Origin of the sequence: Streptomyces sp. cg35, assembly GCF_050410835.1 — a bacterium.
Lineage (GTDB): Bacteria > Actinomycetota > Actinomycetes > Streptomycetales > Streptomycetaceae > Streptomyces.
Map to the genome: position 1 here is coordinate 8,098,730 of NZ_CP191268.1, position 18,700 is coordinate 8,117,429.

General features: G+C 69.2%; 19 protein-coding genes and 1 pseudogene. 8 read left to right on the forward strand and 12 right to left on the reverse strand.

All coding sequences use genetic code 11. The annotated features are described in order from the left end of the window. Nucleotides 1–103 precede the first annotated feature (103 nt). Nucleotides 104–493 carry a hypothetical protein gene (locus tag ACQUQD_RS37405; RefSeq protein ID WP_428956659.1) on the reverse strand — a complete coding sequence of 130 codons (390 nt, stop codon included), beginning with the start codon at nt 491–493 and terminating at the stop codon, nt 104–106. 21 nt (nt 494–514) lie between these two features. On the opposite strand from ACQUQD_RS37405, the gene ACQUQD_RS37410 reads away from it, so the two are divergent. Next, nucleotides 515–895 carry a helix-turn-helix domain-containing protein gene (locus tag ACQUQD_RS37410; RefSeq protein ID WP_428956661.1) on the forward strand — a complete coding sequence of 127 codons (381 nt, stop codon included), beginning with the start codon at nt 515–517 and terminating at the stop codon, nt 893–895. 114 nt (nt 896–1,009) lie between these two features. Here the strand turns inward: ACQUQD_RS37410 and ACQUQD_RS37415 are convergent, their stop codons facing one another. Further along, nucleotides 1,010–2,005 carry an amidohydrolase family protein gene (locus ACQUQD_RS37415; protein WP_428956662.1) on the reverse strand — a complete coding sequence of 332 codons (996 nt, stop codon included), beginning with the start codon at nt 2,003–2,005 and terminating at the stop codon, nt 1,010–1,012. A 6-nt stretch (nt 2,006–2,011) separates the two neighbouring features. Then, nucleotides 2,012–2,611: a nuclear transport factor 2 family protein gene (locus ACQUQD_RS37420; protein ID WP_428956663.1), complete on the reverse strand. Its 600-nt coding sequence runs from the start codon at nt 2,609–2,611 to the stop codon at nt 2,012–2,014. A gap of 83 nt (nt 2,612–2,694) precedes the next feature. Between ACQUQD_RS37420 and ACQUQD_RS37425 the strand changes: the two genes are divergently transcribed. From ACQUQD_RS37425 to ACQUQD_RS37450, 6 genes are all read left to right on the forward strand, one after another. Next, nucleotides 2,695–3,582 (forward strand): LysR substrate-binding domain-containing protein, encoded by an 888-nt coding sequence (locus ACQUQD_RS37425; RefSeq protein ID WP_428956664.1) that lies wholly within the window; start codon nt 2,695–2,697, stop codon nt 3,580–3,582. A 317-nt stretch (nt 3,583–3,899) separates the two neighbouring features. Continuing rightward, entirely contained in the window at nt 3,900–5,738 is a 1,839-nt protein-coding gene (locus tag ACQUQD_RS37430) for a glycoside hydrolase family 97 catalytic domain-containing protein (RefSeq protein WP_428956665.1), read from the forward strand. Between the two features lie 363 nt (nt 5,739–6,101). Continuing rightward, nucleotides 6,102–6,500, forward strand: coding sequence for an ABC transporter permease (locus ACQUQD_RS37435; RefSeq protein WP_428956666.1), 399 nt, complete (start codon nt 6,102–6,104; stop codon nt 6,498–6,500). A gap of 531 nt (nt 6,501–7,031) precedes the next feature. Beyond that, the gene (locus tag ACQUQD_RS37440; RefSeq protein WP_428956667.1) at nt 7,032–7,358 is read left to right on the forward strand and encodes a PadR family transcriptional regulator; all 327 of its coding nucleotides are present in this window, start codon (nt 7,032–7,034) and stop codon (nt 7,356–7,358) included. Then, entirely contained in the window at nt 7,355–7,711 is a 357-nt protein-coding gene (locus tag ACQUQD_RS37445; protein ID WP_428956668.1) for a DUF1048 domain-containing protein, read from the forward strand. Before ACQUQD_RS37440 ends, ACQUQD_RS37445 begins: the two co-directional genes overlap by 4 nt. A gap of 1 nt (nt 7,712) precedes the next feature. Then, entirely contained in the window at nt 7,713–8,039 is a 327-nt protein-coding gene (locus ACQUQD_RS37450; protein ID WP_428956669.1) for a DUF1048 domain-containing protein, read from the forward strand. A gap of 431 nt (nt 8,040–8,470) precedes the next feature. On the opposite strand, the pseudogene ACQUQD_RS37455 reads toward ACQUQD_RS37450, so the two are convergent. From ACQUQD_RS37455 to ACQUQD_RS37495, 9 genes and pseudogenes are all read right to left on the reverse strand, one after another. Continuing rightward, nucleotides 8,471–8,628, reverse strand: a pseudogene (locus tag ACQUQD_RS37455) (arsenic resistance protein); the annotation flags it as partial. A 385-nt stretch (nt 8,629–9,013) separates the two neighbouring features. Next, nucleotides 9,014–9,778 (reverse strand): hypothetical protein, encoded by a 765-nt coding sequence (locus ACQUQD_RS37460; protein ID WP_428956670.1) that lies wholly within the window; start codon nt 9,776–9,778, stop codon nt 9,014–9,016. Between the two features lie 210 nt (nt 9,779–9,988). Further along, on the reverse strand, nt 9,989–10,402 hold the full coding sequence (locus ACQUQD_RS37465; RefSeq protein WP_428956671.1) for a hypothetical protein: 414 nt from the start codon (nt 10,400–10,402) through the stop codon (nt 9,989–9,991). Continuing rightward, a complete protein-coding gene (locus tag ACQUQD_RS37470; RefSeq protein WP_428956672.1) occupies nt 10,399–11,841 on the reverse strand; it encodes a hypothetical protein in 1,443 nt (480 codons plus the stop codon). Before ACQUQD_RS37470 ends, ACQUQD_RS37465 begins: the two co-directional genes overlap by 4 nt. A gap of 91 nt (nt 11,842–11,932) precedes the next feature. Beyond that, nucleotides 11,933–13,183, reverse strand: a complete 1,251-nt coding sequence (locus ACQUQD_RS37475) for an OmpA family protein (RefSeq protein WP_428956673.1) — start codon at nt 13,181–13,183, stop codon at nt 11,933–11,935. Then, the gene (locus ACQUQD_RS37480) at nt 13,180–14,121 is read right to left on the reverse strand and encodes a hypothetical protein (RefSeq protein ID WP_428956674.1); all 942 of its coding nucleotides are present in this window, start codon (nt 14,119–14,121) and stop codon (nt 13,180–13,182) included. Before ACQUQD_RS37480 ends, ACQUQD_RS37475 begins: the two co-directional genes overlap by 4 nt. Before the next feature lie 12 nt (nt 14,122–14,133). Continuing rightward, a complete protein-coding gene (locus ACQUQD_RS37485) occupies nt 14,134–16,464 on the reverse strand; it encodes a hypothetical protein (protein ID WP_428956675.1) in 2,331 nt (776 codons plus the stop codon). After that, on the reverse strand, nt 16,461–17,072 hold the full coding sequence (locus ACQUQD_RS37490; protein WP_428956676.1) for a toll/interleukin-1 receptor domain-containing protein: 612 nt from the start codon (nt 17,070–17,072) through the stop codon (nt 16,461–16,463). The genes ACQUQD_RS37485 and ACQUQD_RS37490 overlap by 4 nt, the downstream gene beginning before the upstream one ends. Nucleotides 17,073–17,268: 196 nt before the next feature. Beyond that, entirely contained in the window at nt 17,269–18,564 is a 1,296-nt protein-coding gene (locus ACQUQD_RS37495) for a transcriptional regulator (RefSeq protein WP_428957749.1), read from the reverse strand. Between ACQUQD_RS37495 and ACQUQD_RS37500 the strand changes: the two genes are divergently transcribed. After that, complete coding sequence (locus ACQUQD_RS37500; protein WP_428957794.1) at nt 18,463–18,696, forward strand: hypothetical protein; 234 nt, start codon at nt 18,463–18,465, stop codon at nt 18,694–18,696. The genes ACQUQD_RS37495 and ACQUQD_RS37500 overlap by 102 nt on opposite strands. The last annotated feature ends 4 nt before the right edge of the window (nt 18,697–18,700 follow it).

The following is an 18,700-nucleotide window of genomic DNA, read 5'->3' on the forward strand; positions in this document are numbered from 1 at the left end:
CCCCTTGCGCCGCGGCATCTTGAACGACGGGGCTGTGCAACGGTGTCCGCGCGTTCCGGGGCTTGTCGACAGACCGTCGGTCGCCTGGCTCGGACAGGTCAGCTCAGCGGCCGAGCAACCGTTTGAGCCCCTTCCTGGCGGGTGCGGGCGGATCCTGCCCCTTGATCTCCTCTTCCATGAGGACGAGCTCGCCGGTGCTCACGCGGAAGTGCATCTCCTCGTAGCCGCTTTTCATCTTCACCAGCCATGTCCCGTCGTGCATGCGGAACACGCTCCGGTATGGCCTGCCGCCGGCCTTGAGCCACTTCCCTATGTATTGCGGGATGTGGCTGCTGGCAAGTTCCTCAGCTCTGGCCTCGGCGGCTGCCCTGTCTCCGTCAACATGTTGGCTGGCCGCCAGATGCCAACGATGCAGGCTGAGGACTTTCCCCTCGACGCTCTCGAGCTCGGTGGCGTCCTCTTCGATGAAGACGTACAAGGAAGGAGTAGTCACAGCCGACGAGCATATGAGCCGTTGATTGCGCTGGTCTGCCAGAGCGCGCGCTGCTTCGGCAAGTTGATGACCGTGGTACGCCGTGAAGTCGCAGACGAGCCGCGGCGTGGACGGCCGTGGAGTCTGCCCTTGGAAGACCGGGTGTTGCTGGTCGCGGCGTACTGGCGCACGAACTTGACGCTGCGCCAGTACGCCCCGCTCTTCGGCGTCTCCAAGTCGGCGGCCAACCGGATCATCGACCATCTCGGGCCCTCCCACAAGCAGGTAGGGGCTCGCATCGAGCACGCCTTCGCCCGAATGAAGTGCTGGAGGATCCTGCGTGACTGCCGTCTCAAGGGCGACGGCGTCCATCACGCCATGCTCGGCATCGCCCGTCTGCACAACCTCAACCTCGCCGGATAAGCGGCAGGACCCCGCGACGGTCGGCCGCACCCCGATGACAGCGAAGATCAGTTACGGGACAGCCCTTAAGGAGCAGGCTGTGGACCTGGGTGTATCCGCCGGGGCGTGTGCGCGTCACACCCCCAGGAGCCGTTCGGCGTTGCGGTGGGCGATGTCGAGCTTGGCGTCGGCGGGCAGGTCACACTTCTCCAGGAAGCTGCGGGCGCCCGCGTTGCCGACGAAGGGATAGTCGACCGAGTAGATCATTCGGTCGGTGCCCAGGACATCGGCGCAGAAGCGCAGGTGTGGTGCCGTGAACATGCCGCTGGGCGTGTAGTAGACGTTCTGGCGCACGTAGTCGCCGATCGTCCGGTCAAGTCCCGTCGCGTGCTGGGGCAGAGCCTCGTCGAGGCGGTCCAGGAACCAGGGGACCATCTCGCCCCAGTGCCCGAGAATGAACTGCAGATCCGGGTGGCGGTCCAGCGCGCCGCTGAGTACGAGGTGGAGGAAGTGGATGCCCGATTCGTTGTGCCACCCCCACCCGGCGGTGGCGAACCGCGTGGCGACCACGGGATCGAGCCCCGCCTCGTAGTTGACCGCGCTGGTGCCTCGGGTGGGCGGGGCGGGATGGAGATAGATCGGGACCCTCAGCTCGGCCGCTGCCCGCAGGATGGGGTCGAAGCGTTCGGCGGACAGGAACTCGTCGTCCGTACGGCCGTGGATGAGCGTGCCGACGTGACCGAGTTCCTCGACGGCGCGCTTGAGTTCGGCCGGTGCCTGCTCCGGGGCCGTCGTGGGCAGTGAGGCGAAGACGGCGAAACGGTCGGGGTGGCGTCGGCAGACGCCCGCAAGCCGGTCGTTGACTCCCCGCACCAGTTCGGGTGCCACGTCGGCCGGCAGGAATTGTGTGGTGAGGTTGGACAGCACTTGCATGTCGATGCCGTGCGCGTCCATGTCGGCGATGCGCCCTTCGTCGAGGTCTTCCAACTCCTCGGGCGTGGGGCAGTAGGGCAGTCCGCTCGCCGGCGAGTACGCCGTCCCGAAGTGCGGACTCACTTCCGTCGCGCGCGCGGCCGAGGCCTGCGCCACCGCGGTGTCGAGGGTGTGCTCCTCAATAGTGATCAGCTTCATGGCGCGTCACGCTCCGGCTTCTGCGCCGAGCCAGGCGAAGGCCGACTCCTTGATGTCGCGTTCCAGTTCGCTGCCCTGGGTCGCGAAGGTGCGCTCGACGGGGAAACCGCTCCGGTCCAGTACGTAGGCCAGCGCGCCGTACTCACGGGGGTACTTGGCCACCACCTCGGCGTCGATCTCCACGATCCCGGCGGGGAAGGTGAAGGTGGCGAAGTCGTACACGCTCTTGCGGTCGACGATGCGCCAGACGCCGTCCCGACGCTCGATGCGGTCGATGAACCGGTTGTGGCCGTTGCAGCCGAGGTCGAGCGTGCTGTTCTCGGCGACGATGACCGCGTTGGTCTCGCTGACCGCCCGGATGCCGTCTGCCGAGAAGGTCACGCTGGGTGCGGTGATCAGGTGCTTGGTCCGCAGGTCGGTGGTGGCCATGCGCGCGGACGCGTCGACGAAGTCCGACGCCGCGCCCTCGAACCAGGTGATCTCGATCCGGGCGCCCGGGTGGAACAGCTCCCGGAGCCGGTCCCACTGCCCCAGATCACGATGGATCCACCCGGTCATGAGGTCGGCGATGTCCTGACGGTCCTGAAGTGTGGTCGATTCAGACATACCCACAGTCTCCGACCCTTCCATCAATAGATCCAATTGATAGATCTGATCTATTGTTCGCTTTGAACGATCGGAGGTCGCGCGTGGAACTTCGCCACCTGCGCTATTTCGTGGCTGTCGCCGAGGACTGTCACTTCGGTCGTGCGGCCGCACGGCTGCACGTCACCCAGTCGACGCTGAGCACCCAGGTGAAGGCGCTCGAGCGGGAGGTGGGAGGTCCGGTCTTCGTACGCACCAGCCGTCGCGTCGAGCTGACGGAAGCGGGGGAGCTGCTGCTCGTCGAGGCGCGCCGTACGCTCGCGCAGGCCGACCGAGCCCTGGATGTCGCACGGCAGTCGGTCAGAGGTGAGACCGGCGCCGTACGGATCGGGTTCTCCGGGATCGCCGTGCTGGAAGGCATCCTGTCCACGGACCTGCACCGCTTCCACCAGGCACACCCGCGCGTGGAACTCCACGTGACCGAACTCCCGCCCGCCGCACAGGTGCAGGGCCTGCGCGACGGCACGCTCGACATCGGATACAGCCCCGACAATGGGCTGCGCGACGTGGACGACCTCGTGAGGGGGCGTGGCGTGCGGACGACCCTGTCGATCGCCGTACACCACGATCACCCGCTGGCTGCCGCCGCCTCGGTGGTCCCCACCGACCTGGAGAGCGAGAGCCTCGTCGTGTACGCGGCTGACGAGGACGACAGGACCGTGCTCGACCGGCTGGGAACCGAGCAGCGGGCGCGCGTCCATCGGGTGACCGGCACGCTCGGCGCGCTCGCGCTCGCCTCGGCCGGCGTCGGCGTGGCCGTCGTCCCGGCCGCCACGGAACGCATCGGACTGCCGGAGATCGTCTACCGGCCGCTACGGGACATGGCGGCCGATGTCGAGGTGGTGAGGCTCAGCCGCCCCGACGAACTGGCCGGTCCGGTCCGCGCGTTCGTCAGCTCCTGGGACCGGCCCGCCCGGGTCGCGCAGTCCTGACCGGAAGCTGCAGGTGCGACGCGGGGTTGCCGTCGGCGTGGATGACGTGCCGGCCGCTGTTGGCCGGAGCGTGTCGACCGCGCGAGCCATCCCTGATCGGCTGTTCCTGTGCCGGAGGGTTGACCCCTGAGTGGCTCTGGATCTAGCGTCTCCGCACGAGAGTTCACGGTGCCGTTCTGCGTTCAGGTACGTGAACTGCTCGGTTCAGGTCCGGCTCTCTGTGCTGCATGAGAGCACGTGCCGTCCGGAAGGCCGTCCCTCAGCTCGATTCGGGCCATTGACAACGATGTCGGGGCTTCTGCGACCAAGGGGAACTCATGCGTGTACGACCACCCGTACTGCTCGTCGCCATTCTGACCGCGGCCATGGCGGGCAGCGTGCTCGCTCCGTCGGCACAGGCCGACGACCGGTCCTGGGCTGTCTCTCGCGGCGGAACGGGTCCAACTGCCGCCCTCCGCCTGAACGATGACGGGAAGCTCTCGCTCGGAGTTCAGCTCAAGGGCCGTACCGTGCTGGAACCTGGAGCCCTGGGGATCGTCACCGACGAAGGTGACCTCACCTCCGGGTTGAAGTTCGTGCGCAGGACCGACAGACGGGTGCAGGAGCACTACACCACCACGGTCGGCAAGCGCCTGGAGCGCACGGTCGATCAGACGGAGTCCCGGTTCGACTTCGAGAACGGGAACGGCGCCAAGCTCGGAGTGGTGGTGCGCGCCGCGGCCGACGGCATCGCCTACCGCTACGTGGTGCCCGACGCCGAGGGCGACGGCGTGAAAGTCACCAAGGAGGCCTCCACCTTCGAGCTGCCCGACAACGCGTCGGCGTGGGTGAACAACTGGTCGAACGGCAACTATGAAGCCGCGCACCAGTCGCCGTCGGCCGCCGGTGCCGCTGACGGCGACTACGCCTACCCGGCGCTGTTCCGCACCCGAGGAACGGGTGTCCACGGTGACTACGCGCTGCTGAGCGAGTCGGACGTGACCGGCACCTACGACGGCAGCCACCTGGCGCACACCAAGGGCAACGGGCAGTACCGAGTCTCGCTCGCGGACGACGAGATCAACTCGCCCGGTCCGTTGAGCACCCCGTGGCGAACGGTGACCACCGGCGATCTGGCGACGGTCACCGAGTCGACCCTCAACGACGACGTCGCCCCGGCATCCCGGATCGAGGACACCTCCTGGATCGAGCCTGGCAAGGTCGCCTGGTCCTGGATGGACGGCGGTCACGAGGCCCAACGCAGCCTGGAGAAGCAGAAATCCATGGTGGACTACGCCGCCGAGCACCACTGGGAGTACACCCTCGTCGACGACGGCTGGAACACCACCGACTGGATGCCGGAACTGACCGCGTACGCCAAGGAGCGCGGGGTCAAGATCCTGCTCTGGATGAACTACGGCGACGTGGACACCGCCGACGAACAGAAGGCCATGTTCGACAAGTTGGCGCAGTGGGGCGTCGTCGGAGTCAAGATCGACTTCATGGACTCGGACCAGCAGGTCCGCTACAAGTGGTACGACGAGATCCTCAAGGAGACGGCGGCGCGCCACCTCCTCGTCGACTTCCACGGTTCGACCATTCCGCACGGCATCGCACGGACCTGGCCGCAGGTCATGTCGATGGAAGCGGTGCACGGCGCGGAGCAGTTGAACGTGACGGCGGCCAATGTGTCGGTGCTTCCCTACACCCGCAACGTGGTCGGTTCGATGGACTTCACCCCGATGGACTTCCAGACCGGCAAGATCCCGGTGTCCGATGCGGCGGAGCTGGCGCTCTCGGTGGTCTACGAGTCCGGGTTCCAGAACTTCGCGGGAGCACTCGACGAGTACCGCAAGCGCCCGGAGCTGGAGAAGTTCCTCGAGTCCGTGCCCACCGCCTGGGACGAGACGCAGCTCGTCGCCGGCGACCCCGGCAAGCAGACCACCATCGCCCGCCGCGACGGCGACCGATGGTTCCTGGGCAACGTGACCGCCGGCGAGGCCCACACCGAGAAGGTGCCGCTTCGTTTCCTGGAGCACGGCACGTACACGATCGACGTGGTCAGGGACGGCCCGGACGGACTCGTGCGGGAGAGCCACAAGGTGACGGCAGGCGACACCTTGAAGGTGGATGTCCCGGCCAATGGCGGGTTCGCCGCCGTCGCCCACAAGGCCTGACGTTCGACGTGATGCGCCCCGTGCGGCTGGCCGTCGTCGGTGGCCGGCCACACGAGGCGTTCGCGTCGGGCGCGCCACGTCCGCATCCATGTCAGTGGTGGCGATCAGTGTGAGGACGTGTCGGGCGCATCGCCGCGCTGGGCACTCAGTCCGGGCCTGGTCTGGCGTCGACAGCGAGGTGTACGCGGCCTGCACGGCAACGCATCGTGGGAAGGCTGCTCGCCCTGACGCAGCAAGTCGGCGCCTGCGTGTCGACGACGTTTGTGTCCAGACGGCGTTCGTGTCGGTCGGCGGCGAGCTCAAGAGGTCACGCTGTTGGTCTGGGGGTCCGGCTGTGAGGCGGCGTCTTCGGCAAGGAGTTCGGTGAGCCGTGGGACAGAGAAGGGCTTTCTGCTGGCCGCCGTGGTGGTCGGCTATGCGGTGATCGCGCTTGTCAACTCGCTGATCGTGGCGACCGCTGAGCGGCGCGGCGAGTTCGCGCTACGACGGCTGATCGGCTCCACCCGACGCCAGGTGCTGTGGATGATGTCCGTCGAGGCCATGGTGACCGCGGTCGTCGGCATTGTGCTCGGCACCGGCGTCGCCACCGGCTCGCTGGTCCCCTTCGGCCTGGCCCTGGACGGGACGGTGCTGCCCAGCGGGCCCGGCTGGATCTACGTGACGATCGTCGCCACCGCGGTGGTGCTGACGTTCGTGACGATCCTGCTTCCGACGGCACTCGCGCTGCGAACGAAACTGGTAGAGGCCGCCGTTGCCCCATGAACACGGCCGGCCCTGCCGCACCTGACGGACTTCGCCGGACGTCCTGAGCGGGCGCGGGATCGAGCCGGCCGGGGCTGCCTCCGCCACGCGCGGACGGGCCGCCGCCCGCGCCGTCAACGCGGCGTCAATCTCCTCGAGCACAGCGCCAGAATGCCGCCGATGGCGCGACGGGAAGCGCACTCAACTCGCAGGCGCATGGCCTTCTTTGGAGGCAATGAGTGAGGCTTGGCGAGGCCGCCTGAAGGTTTTCCCGGGGGGCCGCTTCGGCTCGCGGGGCGCTCGCTCGCCTGGCTGCTGCACGCGCGCCGCAAGGTCCGTGACCATGAGACCCGGCCAGGGCACTGCGAACCCATCCTCACTCTCTTGGTGATCACGCTCATGAGTCGTGACTCGCCCGACCCATTGCTCAGCTCAGCGCGGCCCCGCCTCGGGTACGGGCGCGGTCGATCGCCGACACCCTCCAGTACTCGGTGGTACCGTATAGCGGTACTCGGTACTACGCAGTACCGCTAGGGCCGAGGAGGACTCGCGATGGACGACCTGACGGAGATGCTGAAGGGCACGCTCGAAGGGTGCGTGCTCGAAATCATCGGCAGGGAAGAAACCTACGGATACGCCATCACCCGCCGGCTGAACGAGCTCGGCTTCGCCGACGTCATCGAGGGGACGGTGTACACCATCTTGCTGCGGCTGGAGAGGAACGGACTCGTCCAGGTGACGAAACGGCCTTCCGGAGTCGGTCCGCCGCGCAAGTTCTACGCGCTCAACGACGCCGGACGCGAGGAACTCGCGACGTTCTGGGTGAAGTGGCAGTACGTCTCATCACGCATCAACAGGCTGAAGGAGGGCGGGAAATGAACTTCTGGGAGACCATCACCGGTAGCGATCTCACCAGGGAATGGAAGGCGTTCGAAGTCAGGGCCGCGAACCTGCCGGACGATTACCGCACGGCGTGGGAACAGATCAAGGCCCACCTCTTTCCGCACGGGGATTTCACCGGCCGCAACCTGATACCGATCCTCGACGCCGCCCTGGGGCTGCTCGAAGAGACAGCGGCGGACGGGCAGAGCGTCCAGGAGGTGCTCGGCGACGACATCCAGGGCTTTTGCGCGGCGCTGGCCGGTGGAGAAGGGGCGCGAACCTATCGCGACCGATGGCGCGAGCAGTTGAACAGGAACGTCGCACGGAAACTGAGCCGGCTGGGAGGCTGACGTGGGCATCCAGGACATCATCGAAGGCAAGAAGCAGTGGCGGGCGCATACGGCTCGGGTCAAGGCGCTCCCGCCGGACTACCAGATCGTCTACAAGGAGATGCAGAAGTACCTGTTCAAGATCGGACCGGTCGATCTGCCCGACGGGCCTCTGCTCCCCGGGATCGTCGACTTCTTCGAGGAGGGCGCCGCTTCGGGCAGGGGGGTCCTGGAACTCACCGGCGAGGACGTCGCCGCGTTCTGCGACGACCTGGTCAAGGACTCGCGTACCTATGCGGACATCTACCGAGCGTCCATCAGTGGGGAATCAAGCACGACCGAGAAGTAGTACCCGGCGTGTCATGCCAGTGGGCCCGGCCCGCGGGCACCATTCGTTCGCCTCGACGCAGCGCGAACAGGCGTGGACCGACTGGTCGTCAGAGGCCGCCGCAGATCCTGTCCGCCGAGGTGGGCGAGCACGCTGGGGAGACCTGGCTCAGCCCTGCCCGCGCCCGTGGCGGGCAGGTACTCGGCGGCGGGCGCGCTCAACTGCATGTCTCGGGACGACACGACTGGCGTGTAGTCACGGACGGTCAGTGGATCCGAGTTCCGAAACTGCTCCACTCCTCCTTGTGCCTTCAGTTCTCCAGCCTCCGGAGGGAAGCACCATGCCTATGTCTGTCATGCCCACATCCAGGCGAGGTGATGGTCTTCCGTCGCCGAGCGCCGTCTCCGCCGTCGGGCTCCGCAGGTCATACGGCGAAAAGCCGCTCGGGGCGGACGGCGGCTTGATCCGCCAGCAAGGCGGAGAAGACGATCACATGGACCACGCACGAGCACGGCAGCACCAGCAGGACCTCGATCCGGATGGACCGGTCGGCCGGCAGGAATGTGTACATCGCCGCGACGGCCCGCGGAACCACCACGAAGTTCACCACCCGGTCGCGGTGAGGAACCGGCGGGCGCCTGCCCTGGAGGATGAACAGTTCACGGTTGAGGATCTCGACCGATGGGCTCGCCAGCAGAAGGTCACGTGAAGGGGCCGGGCAGTTGCCCGGCCCCTTTGTCGCGTTGTTCAGGCTGAAGGTTGTCCCGTAACTGTGGCTGCGGGACAGCGTCAGGCGCTCGGGTTCCTCCACAGACGTCGCTCATCCAGGGTCCCGAACCGCACGTCTCCGCCGTCAAGGCCGACGAGGATGGGCCAGCAGTCCAACAGGGGAAGCCGTGCCGGAGCCGAAGGTCGGAAGCCCGACTGCGGAGCCACGAAAACGGCAACGGGTGGGGGAGTTGGATGCCGAGCAGCTCGAGAGGCAGCCAGGGAACTCACTTCACTACGACGTTGTCCCCGGCCGAAGTCGACGGCCCGGTAGTGGTGTTGCCGTAGTACACCCAGCGCCACGTGCCCGTCTTGGATGCCTTCACGGTCGTCCTGAGATCACCCGAGGCGTTCGCGTACACCTTTTTCACCGTGGTGTAGGCGGTGGCTCCGGTGGGCTTGAACTGCAGGCTCACCAGGCGGCCTTCGTAGGAGGCGTACTTCTTGGTCTCCCAGTTGGCCCGCGTGACCTTTCCGGTCACGGTGATGGTCCTGCCCTTGGACACCGGCTCGGGCGAGGCATTCACGGTCAGGCGGGAGTTGCGCTTGACGTAGGCCGTGAGGCCCTCGTCATCGACGTCACCGCCGCCGCCCTGGAAGTACACCTCGGCCGCGACCTTCCAGGCTCCGGCCTCGCTGGTGAGCATGTCCCACTCGCTCGGGTCGAAGTACATCGTCTCGTTGATGTCGCAGACGCCCGAGCTCACCGTGATGCAGTCGCTCGTCTCGACGGCGTGCCACAGTCGGTCACCTGTACTGCCGCGGTACAGGAACACCGCCGGCCACTTCCACTTGTGGGTGGTCGCCATCCGGAAGGAGGTGGGCACCGCGACCTCGTTCGACACCCCGATCACGATGGGCTTGCCGCCGTTCACCTGGACACGGGTGAACGAGACCCCGCCCTCGGCCGCCCCGGCCGGCACCGCGGCCACGCCCGTGAACACCGCCGCCGCGCCACCGGCCACGACAGCTCTCCATACCTTCTTCCCCACCTGATCCCCGATCTCTGTACCGAAAGGCGCCGGAGACTCGTCCTCCGGCGCCTTTCAGACAGCCGGGATCCGCACGGGGTTGTACACCCGTGGATCACGATCGGGCATCAGACGATCTTCGCCTCGCACGAGGCGATGCACCCGGCACCGGTAGGGCGCGTTCATGGTTCGCCCGGGGGACCGAGGGGGCTGGTCCAAGGCGGGCGGGAGTCAGACAAGGACGGCAATGCCCGCCACGTCGATGAGTACCGGAATGCCGTAGAACAGCAGCAGCGTGCGGGACAGGAACACCGTGGCGTTGCCCACCGGGCCGCCGTACCGGTCGACGTCCATCGTGAAGAGCGGCACGGCGGCCGGATCCCCGACCGCCGCCTTCTCGTACAAGGAGCGGAACAGACGTTCCTGGCGGAGGTAGTAGCTGTCCAAGCACCAGAAACCCACGGTCACGGCCAGGGCCGTCGCCGCCACGGACCACGTGGAGAACTGTGCCGCCACGGCGAGGAAGGCGCCCGTCACGGTCATGGTCCAGCCCTTGACCAGGAAGGAGTTCGTGCTCAGCCGGGCGATGGCGCTCTGAAGGAACTCCAGGTGCTTGGCCCGCTGTTCCCACGATGCTGGGATCATGTGCCCTCCTCCGTCACCTGCGGGTCGTTCGCACTCTCCGGCTGCCGCGGCGGTGCCGCGGGGCCGGCCGGATCGTCGGCTGCCTCCTTCGTCCCCGGGGCAGCCGACGCCGCGTCGAGGTTCCACTGGGTGTTCATCCTGCGCGCCACGTTGGTGAGGGCCTCGTGCAGTCGCTCCGGATCGCAACGGGTGAGGACGGTGTGGATGTCCTCCAGCAGCTCCATCCGTACCCGTGGGGGAGGGGGCGCGGTTCCACCTGCGGTGTCGCTCAGAGGTTCCTGCGGCCACGGCCAGGCGAGCGCGCGCAGCGGGAAGGCGAAGTCTCCGGCCACACCGCTGCGGGCCCGGTCCTGGACAAGGGCTATGCAGGCGTCGTCCAGAGCCCGGTGCGCCTGATCCTCCGCCGCCAGAGTCGCGGACTTGAGCCTCGACCAGGAGGTGAGCAGCCGGGCGATCTCGTTCCGGGCTGCGGCGAGCAGGTCCGCGGCCGTCTTCTCCGCTTCCTGCGCCCCTTCGACGATGCGCTTCGCACGGTGGGCGTAGGGGTTGTGGGCCATGATCTTGGCCAGCACCGTGGCGAGGCCCAGCATGAGCAGCAGGACGACCACAGCGGGCCGGTACGCGGCGAGGAAGCCCAGTCGGTCGCTGCCGACCTGCACGGTCCTGGTGTAGGCCCAGAAGCCGGACATCGCGAGGATCCCCAGGGTGAACAACAGCGGCCATCCGGCGACCGGCCAGGGCAGGCTGCTCCGCTCACGGGTCTCGGTGACGCGCTCGAGGCGCAGGCGCCGGCCCTCGCGTGTGAGACGGCGCCGCGTCCGCTCCGTACCGCGGGCGGCCGTGACACGGTGGCGGAACCAGGATTCGGCCAGCAGGGTGCCCGCCGCCAGCAGACAGATCGGGACCGCCAGCCCCGGCAGATACGCCAGGTAGTACGCGGCCTGGTGGGGGCCCACCTTCATCAGGGCCTGCAGGATGGTGCCGATGAAGGCGGTGTCGAAAGCCATGCCCGCCAGCACGACCAGCGGCAGGAGGACCCAGCGCCACAGCCGGGACGAGCGACGCAGATCCTCCGGCCCGTCCTGGGCGTGTTCCGCGTCGAGTTCCTCGGCCCGCTGCCGGGCCTTCCCCGGTGTCCGGGTGTGCTCGAAGCGTTCGACGGCCTCCAGCGCACCGCGGGCCCGGTCGGCGGACCGCTGCACGTCGGCGGCGCGCTCGCCCAGCCCGGCGTGCGCCTGGGCGAGTCCGCTGTTGGCGAGGGCGAACGCGGCCATGAGGGCGGCGCGTTCCTTGCTGTCCGTCCGGTCCACCGTCCGCCCGGCCGGCGGCCAGGGCCCGGCGTCGTCACCGCCGTCCGCCGGTCGCAGGACCTGGACGGGGCACGTGACCGCGCCCGGAGACCGCCGTGCCGCCTGCGGCGCATTACCGTTGACGCTCATTCCTCGGCTCGCTTCCCTGGTACCCGCTCGTCTGGTGACCGTTCGATCCGCGGGCCGGCCCCGTCCGAGGGCCGGCCCGCGATGTCCGCGACTATGTGACGACCTCGATGTCGACCCGTCGGTCGCACTGCAACCGGTCCGCTCCCGCGGACGCCGCCCGGCCCGGGCAGCCCGGCGCCAGCCCTCGCCCACGGCTCGTGACCTTGTCGACGCCCAGTTCCCGCAGCTGGTCGCCGACCGCGTCGGCGCGCGCCTGGGACAGCGGCCCGTCGCTCGCCCGATCGCCGCGCGGGTCCACGTAGCCGTCGACGCGGACCCGCGCGCCCGGCACGCTGCGCGCGGCCACGGCGATCTCGGCCAGCGTGTCCTTCGCCCCGGGCCGCAGCGTCGCGGAGTTCGTGTCGAACAGGGCCGCGCCGGGGAGCCGGTAGCGCTGCCGGTGGCCGTCGCCGAAGGTGACGGCCGGATCGGCGGCGGCCGTCACCCTCGTGCCCGACGTCCCGGCGGTGCGCCGGACGGCCAGCTGGGTGCCGGCGATGTCGCAGCGAGCCCTCCGGTCGCTCCGCGCATGGGACCGTGCGCACAGCACGGTCCACAGGTCCACCAGCCACTGCTGTTGGGCGGCCGTGGGGACCGGCTGGTCGACGGCGGGCTGTCCGAGTCCGGTGAAGACCGTCCGGACCCCGGTGAGCGTTCCGTCCCGCAGCTCCTTGCGGTTCCGGCAGACGCGCAGGATCGCGTCGATCTCCTCGTGTTCCTGGAAGAGGGACCGGGTCAGGTCGGCGCAGCCGGTGGTCGCCAGACCGTCGCTGACGACGATCAGCTCCCGGCGTCCGCGCACGTCGTGCAGTGCGCCGCCGGCTGCCCGTATCGCCGCCAGCACGTCCGTGCCGTCTTTCGCGGCTGTTGTTCGGGCAGCCGCTGCGACGTCCTTCTGGATGCAGTCGACGGCGTCCTTGCGCAGCTGCTCCTGACCGTCGGGATTGCCGTCCTCGGCGGCCCAGTCCGTGGAGCGGGGCTTCAGCCAGTGGACGCCGGTGGGGCCATGGCCGTCGAACGCGGCGACCGACACGGTCCGTTTCTGCCGTACGGCCCGCCGGACGTACTCCGCGACGGCGTCCCGCGGATCGCGCACCGTGCCCGAACCGGGAGCGTCGCGGAAGGAGGCCGAGACGTCCACCATGACCACCGTCCGGCCCAGCCCGGACTTCGGCGCCTGCGTCGTCCAGGCGCACGGGTCCGGCGGCGGGGGTGTGTCGCACGCGGTCAGTCCGGCGGCCGACAGGGCGAGGACCAGGACCGGGGCCAGCAGGTCCCTCGCCCGTCCGGTGGAACGTCTCATGCGGGGTCCTCCTGCGACGCCGTCGCCCGGTCCACCCACGAGAACGGCTGCAATCCCATGAGCTGGCAGAAGCTGCTGTGCGCCTTGTCGTAGGCGTTCGCGAACTCGAAGAGGCCGACCCGCTCGTGGTTCCTGCTCGCCTCGGCGAGCACGTCGGCGAGGACATGGGTGCCGGACCTGCGGGCGTCCCGCAGCCGGGCCATCGCCGCGGCGAAGTCCTCGTCGGCGAGCACCGAGGCGAAGGGCGCGAGGAACTGCAGCTGCGCCGGGGTGAGTTCACGGTGCGCCGGCACATCGCCCTGGGCAGGCTGCAGCTCGCCGAGCTGCTCCAGTTCGGCGATGACGTCGAGCCAGACGTGCGTCAGGTGCTGGGCCTGTTCGGCCTTGAGCCGGCGCAGGTCGTGCTCCTCCCGCATGCGCCGCTCCGTCAGCCGGAACGGCTGGACCAACCGGTGCAGGGCAGGGTCCATGCGGACACCGACCCGGGGCCGGCACCAGATCATGTGCTTGCCGTCCTCGTAGCACCAGCCGGGCCGCAGTTCGCGATTGATGGCCTTCTCGGCCGCCGCCGGTTCCTCCGGGACATGGTCGCGGGAGACCGTCCAGGCCCGCCGGACCAGCTTGGCTCGGGCGCCCGGTTCCAACCGCGCCACACGCTGGTGCAGTTCGTCGTAGTCGAGGGTGGCGCAGGTCCACCGGAAATACGGCAGAAGGTGGAAGTCGAACAGCTCGCCCCGGGCGGGCACGGTGAGATCGGTGGCGTCGAGCACCGTCTCCACGACCTCGGACTGCTTGGCGGGCGTATCGGCCTCGGCGTCGGGCACCGGCGTGGTGACCTCGGTAGGACCGGGCGGCTCGTAATCGACCTCGCGGTTGGCGGAGCGACGGGCGCGCCACCGGTCGCGCAGCCGGGCGAAGAAGCCCTTTCGGTAGGCCATGACGGTCCCCTTTCACCGGCCGTGCGGACCGGAAGCGGTCCGCACGGCCAGGTCGATGCGTCGGAGAGTGGGTGACTTCGTGTGGCGCAGCTCCCAGACGTGGAGATGCCACAGAGCCCGGGAGCGCAGGGCCCGGGAGAAGATGCGCAGCGCGAGTGTCTCGAACAGAGCCGCCAGGTCCTCGTGGTCGTCCGCCGCCACCAGCCACTGCCGTATCAGGTCCCAGGCCCGGGTGGAGGTCTCCGCCGAGAGCAGGGCCCTCGCCAGCAGGGCGGCCAGCAGATCCAGGAACTGCTCGTCCACCAGCGCCCGTTCCGCGAGAGCGGGCCGGCCCCGGCGCCCCGGTCCGGAGCCGAAACGGCTGAGGGTCAGCGTGGTGCGGACGGCGTGACGGGTCAGATGGTCGCTGGACGCGTCGAGCCAGGCTCCCAGTTGTGCGATGACCGCGTCCTCCTCGCCGTTGAGGTAGAGCCACGCGGTGGAGAAGGCCACGGAGTTGCGGGCCGCGAGCTCCGGCCGGGCGCCGAGGGAGGTGAGCTGGCGCAGCGCGGCGGGCACGTCGGACAGACCGACCTGCGTGCCGTAGGTGCGCGCCGCGCTGTCCTGCAGCAGGAGGCCGGGGCTGTTCGACCAGTCGCGCACCTGGCCGGCCACCCGGTCCTTGAGCCCCTCGTCGAGGAAGGCGGCCTCCATGGCGACCGCCGCGCACTGCCGGTACACCGCGGACTCGCCGTTCGCCCACGGGCGGATCAGTTGCCGGTAGACGCCGTCGAAGTCGTGGCGCAGCAGGATCCCGGCGATCTCGGCCACTCTGACGCGCACACGCTCCAGCCCGAGGTCGGACCGTCCCAGCAGCGCCGTGAGCCAGTTCAGCAGCGGACTGCGGAGGCTGTCGTACTCGTGCCAGGCCACCTCCAGGAAGGCATGCAGCAGGTTCACGTCCACGAGGTGTGCCCGGCGCGGGGTCGCGCCGTCGGCATCGTCGGCGGAGCGCATCTCCACGGGGATGAGCCGGGCGAGGTCGCGGTTGAAGACATGGCCGGGCGGCGGGGACTCGCGCGTCTCGTACAGCGGCAGGATCTCGGCGCTGAGCACCTCTCCCGCGGTGAAGGCGTCGGCCAGCGGATGCAGGTGGAACATCGCGTAGGCCATGCGGAAGGGCTGTACGTGCGCAGCGGCCGGAGCGCCCTCCTCGGGGTCGCCGTCGCCGGAGAGCATGCGCCGGGCGAGGTGGCGCATGCGGTCCCGCCATATCGCGAGCAGGTCCGGCTCCTCCGAGTGGATCGCGCTCGCCAGGTACCGGGCGAGGTCGACGACCTGTTCGACGGGAGGCACCTTGACGAGGGGCTGCACCTCGGGATGGTCGAGCATCTGAGCCACGTAGCGGTCGACCGCCGCGGTGTCGCACGTGTGCTGCTCGGGGCCACGCGCCCGCGGACAGCCGTCGACGTGACCGGCCAACAGCGCGACCAGGTGCTTCTCGAGCACTCGCGCCAGATCGGGATGGACGTGCTCGAAGACCTGGCCGCGCAGCGGTTCCGAGCCCGTCGAGGCGCGGGTACCGATGACCACGAGGTGAGCGCCCCGGTCGGTCACCACGTGCACCAGCCGGTCCAGCATCTCCGGGGTGACCGGGCGGTCGCCCGCGTCCAGCAGGTATCCGTGGCCCTCGACGAGCTGCCCCGGCGCCTCGCACAGGGCCTGGAGCGGGTCGCCACCGCCGTCCGCGTGCACCAACCTGATGCGGTAGCGGGCCACCCGCCGGGCGAGCAGGACGGCGGCCGTGGACCGGCGGCCGCTGCCGACGCGTCCCCACAGCACGACGACGCGGTGTTCCTTGAGGGCCTGTTCGATCTCGGACTGGCCCGGGACGTCCTCGTACAGGTCGAGGACGCGTTCCTGGGTGAACCGGCTGATGCGGACCCCGACACTCCGTCGGCCGTCCGCGTTGAAGTTCTCGACGTACATGGCCAGTCCGTCGCCGCTGACGGCGGCACGGTGGGCGAGGAGACCGTTCTGCCGCTCGCGCACGTTGGCCCCGAAGTCGACGTGCTCCTCGCCCTGGAGGTCGTCGGCGGGAGAACGCTTCGCGGTGTCCTTGCGGGCGGTGCCGCCCTCGTCCCCGCTCCCCTTGCCCGCGGTGTCCTGTACGTCGTCCCCGGCTGCGTCCCTGGCCGCTTGCGGCGACCGTCCGGAAGACGGTTCGCCGGCGGTGTGCTCCTCCGCGATCAGGCCATCGTCGGTCCGTGGTTCCGCGGCGGACTCCACCGGGATGTGTTCGGCGTCAGCGCCCGCTTCCGCCTCCGGTGCCGGCGGAACGTCCGCCGCGTTCTCCGCGCTCATGCGGTCCTGCCGTCGCCGTCAGGGTCCCGGCGCCCGCGGAGCCCGGAGTTGTCGTTCTCGATGTACGTGCCCCAGTCGCCCACGACACCCGTGTTCGACGCGACGTGGTACTTGGACGGCGGGGGTACGGCGGGAGCCGCGGGCCGGGGCTGTACGTGCCGCTCCAGGAACGCCCTGATGGGGGCCATCTGCTCGTGCGCGTACGGGATGACCAGCCGGCTGTTCTGACGCTCCGCCAACTGTGCAATCCGGGAAGGCAGTTCACCCTTCGTGGGCAGCGCGGCGCCGTCGAGGAGCAGAGGGACGACGATCTTCCCCAGGTCCAGTGCGCGGCGGATCTCCCAGTGCACCCAGTCGTCCGGGTCATCGATCCGGCGGTTGCCGGACTCGTCCGTCACCTTCAGCCAGTGCTCGCCGATCAGCACGAGGACGACGGTGCTCGCCTCCAGGCGACGGGCCATCTCCGGCGGGTAGTGAATGCCCGGCTCCATGGCGCGCCGGTCGCGGAAGACCTGATCGTCCCCGAAGCGGAGGCGAAGATCGTTGTCGATCAGTACGGCGGCCTCGCCGCCGTCGCCGGTGCGGTAGTTGATGAAGATGCCGGTCATCGAGAGACTCCTTCGGAGCCGGAACAGGCCGCGTGGGTACGCGGCCTCGGATCGCGTGGCTCAGGACAGCACCGGGCACAGGTGTTGCCGGAGCCGAGAATGGTGAGATTTTCAGCAGCGTCGGGGGAGTTCAATCAGTTGCCCGCGCCCCGTGTCCGGGGCAACGGAACACCCCGGGTCCCGTCCGGAACGACGGTCAGAAAACGGCGCGTCCCCGGACGCCGGTTCCGCCGTACGGGCGGGGGCCTTCCGCGTGCAGGACGGCGGCGATTCCCGCCGTGACCGATCGCACGCGGGGGTCGTGATGCCACCGGTTGAGGGCGCGGTTGAGCCTGCGCAGCTCGGAGCGGATGGTGGCGGAGTCCACCATCGGCAACGAGGCCGTGACATGTGCGGCGACCGCGCAGGCGTGTTCGAGCTCGCCGCAGTCGGCGAGGGCGAGGGCCAGCCGGGCGCCGTGGCGCGCTCTGGCTCTGCGGGCCGTCTCGGGCACGGTGTCGAGACCTGCCGCGAGGGTGCCGGCTGCTTCCTCGGCCCGCCCGAGGTCGAGCAGGCACCATCCGGACACGAAGCCTGTCGGGTCGTCCATGTGCAGGCTGCCGAGCACGGGCGGCCCGTCCGGGTCCGGAGGGCCGTCGGCGGAAGCGGCGGACATCAGTGAGGCGGCCCGGTCCAGCGCGTGGCGGCAGGCGGAGTCGAGGCCTTGAAGGGCGTATCCCTGCGCCTCGCGCTGGGCGGCGAGCCCTTGCACCCGTGGATTGTCGGTCTGCCGGGCGGCGTGCAGGGCGAGTTCGACGGTGCCGCGGGAGTCCTCGGCGTAGAGGGCGATCTCCGCGCGCCTGATGAGGGAGTAGGCGACGAGATCGTGGTCATCGCAGGCGGCGGCCAACGCGGCGGCCTGGTCCGTCCACCACAGCGCCGCGGAGTCGTCGCCGGTTTCCTGGGACATCCAGCCCGCGTACTCCGCGAAACGGCCGGCGAGGCGCAGGAGCGAACTTCGCTCGGCGCCGGGCGCGGTACCGGCGAGAGTCCGCAGGGCGTTTGTGGCAGTCACGAGAAGAGGGGAGACCACTCCGGGACCCAATGTCTGTCCCAGCGCGCGGCACTCGTCGAAGAGCGCACGGAAATGAGGTAAGGCGAGGCTGCGCTCACCTTCTCCATCGGGCTTTTCCGGCAGGCGCCAGGACATGACCGCGGGTTTCTCGGTGGGATCCGACAGGGCCCTTGGGTGAAAAGCCATAAAGTCGTTTCCGCGGTCCACCGAGAGGTGCAGTGTCCAGGGCGCGGACCAGGTGTCCGCGGTGGCGGCGGGAGACGCGGCCCTGGACTCCTCCCCCTGGGCCGAGGTGCCCGTCTGCGGACCGGCCAGCGAACTCAAGGCCCCTTCGGCGTGGAGCGCTCGGTCGCAGGCGCGGGCGAGTTGAACGCTCGGGCGTTTCCCTCGTTCGACCTTGCTCAGGTGACTCTTGGAGAAATTGACCAGGTCCGCCAGCTTGGAAAGGGAGAGACCTGCCTCTTCTCGACGTCGGCGCAACTCAGGCCCGAACGCCTTTGCGATTTCCATCAATTGAACCCCCCGAACGACGGCTGCACCGCTGAAGTGAGTGCCGTGCAGTTCGTCTGATCCT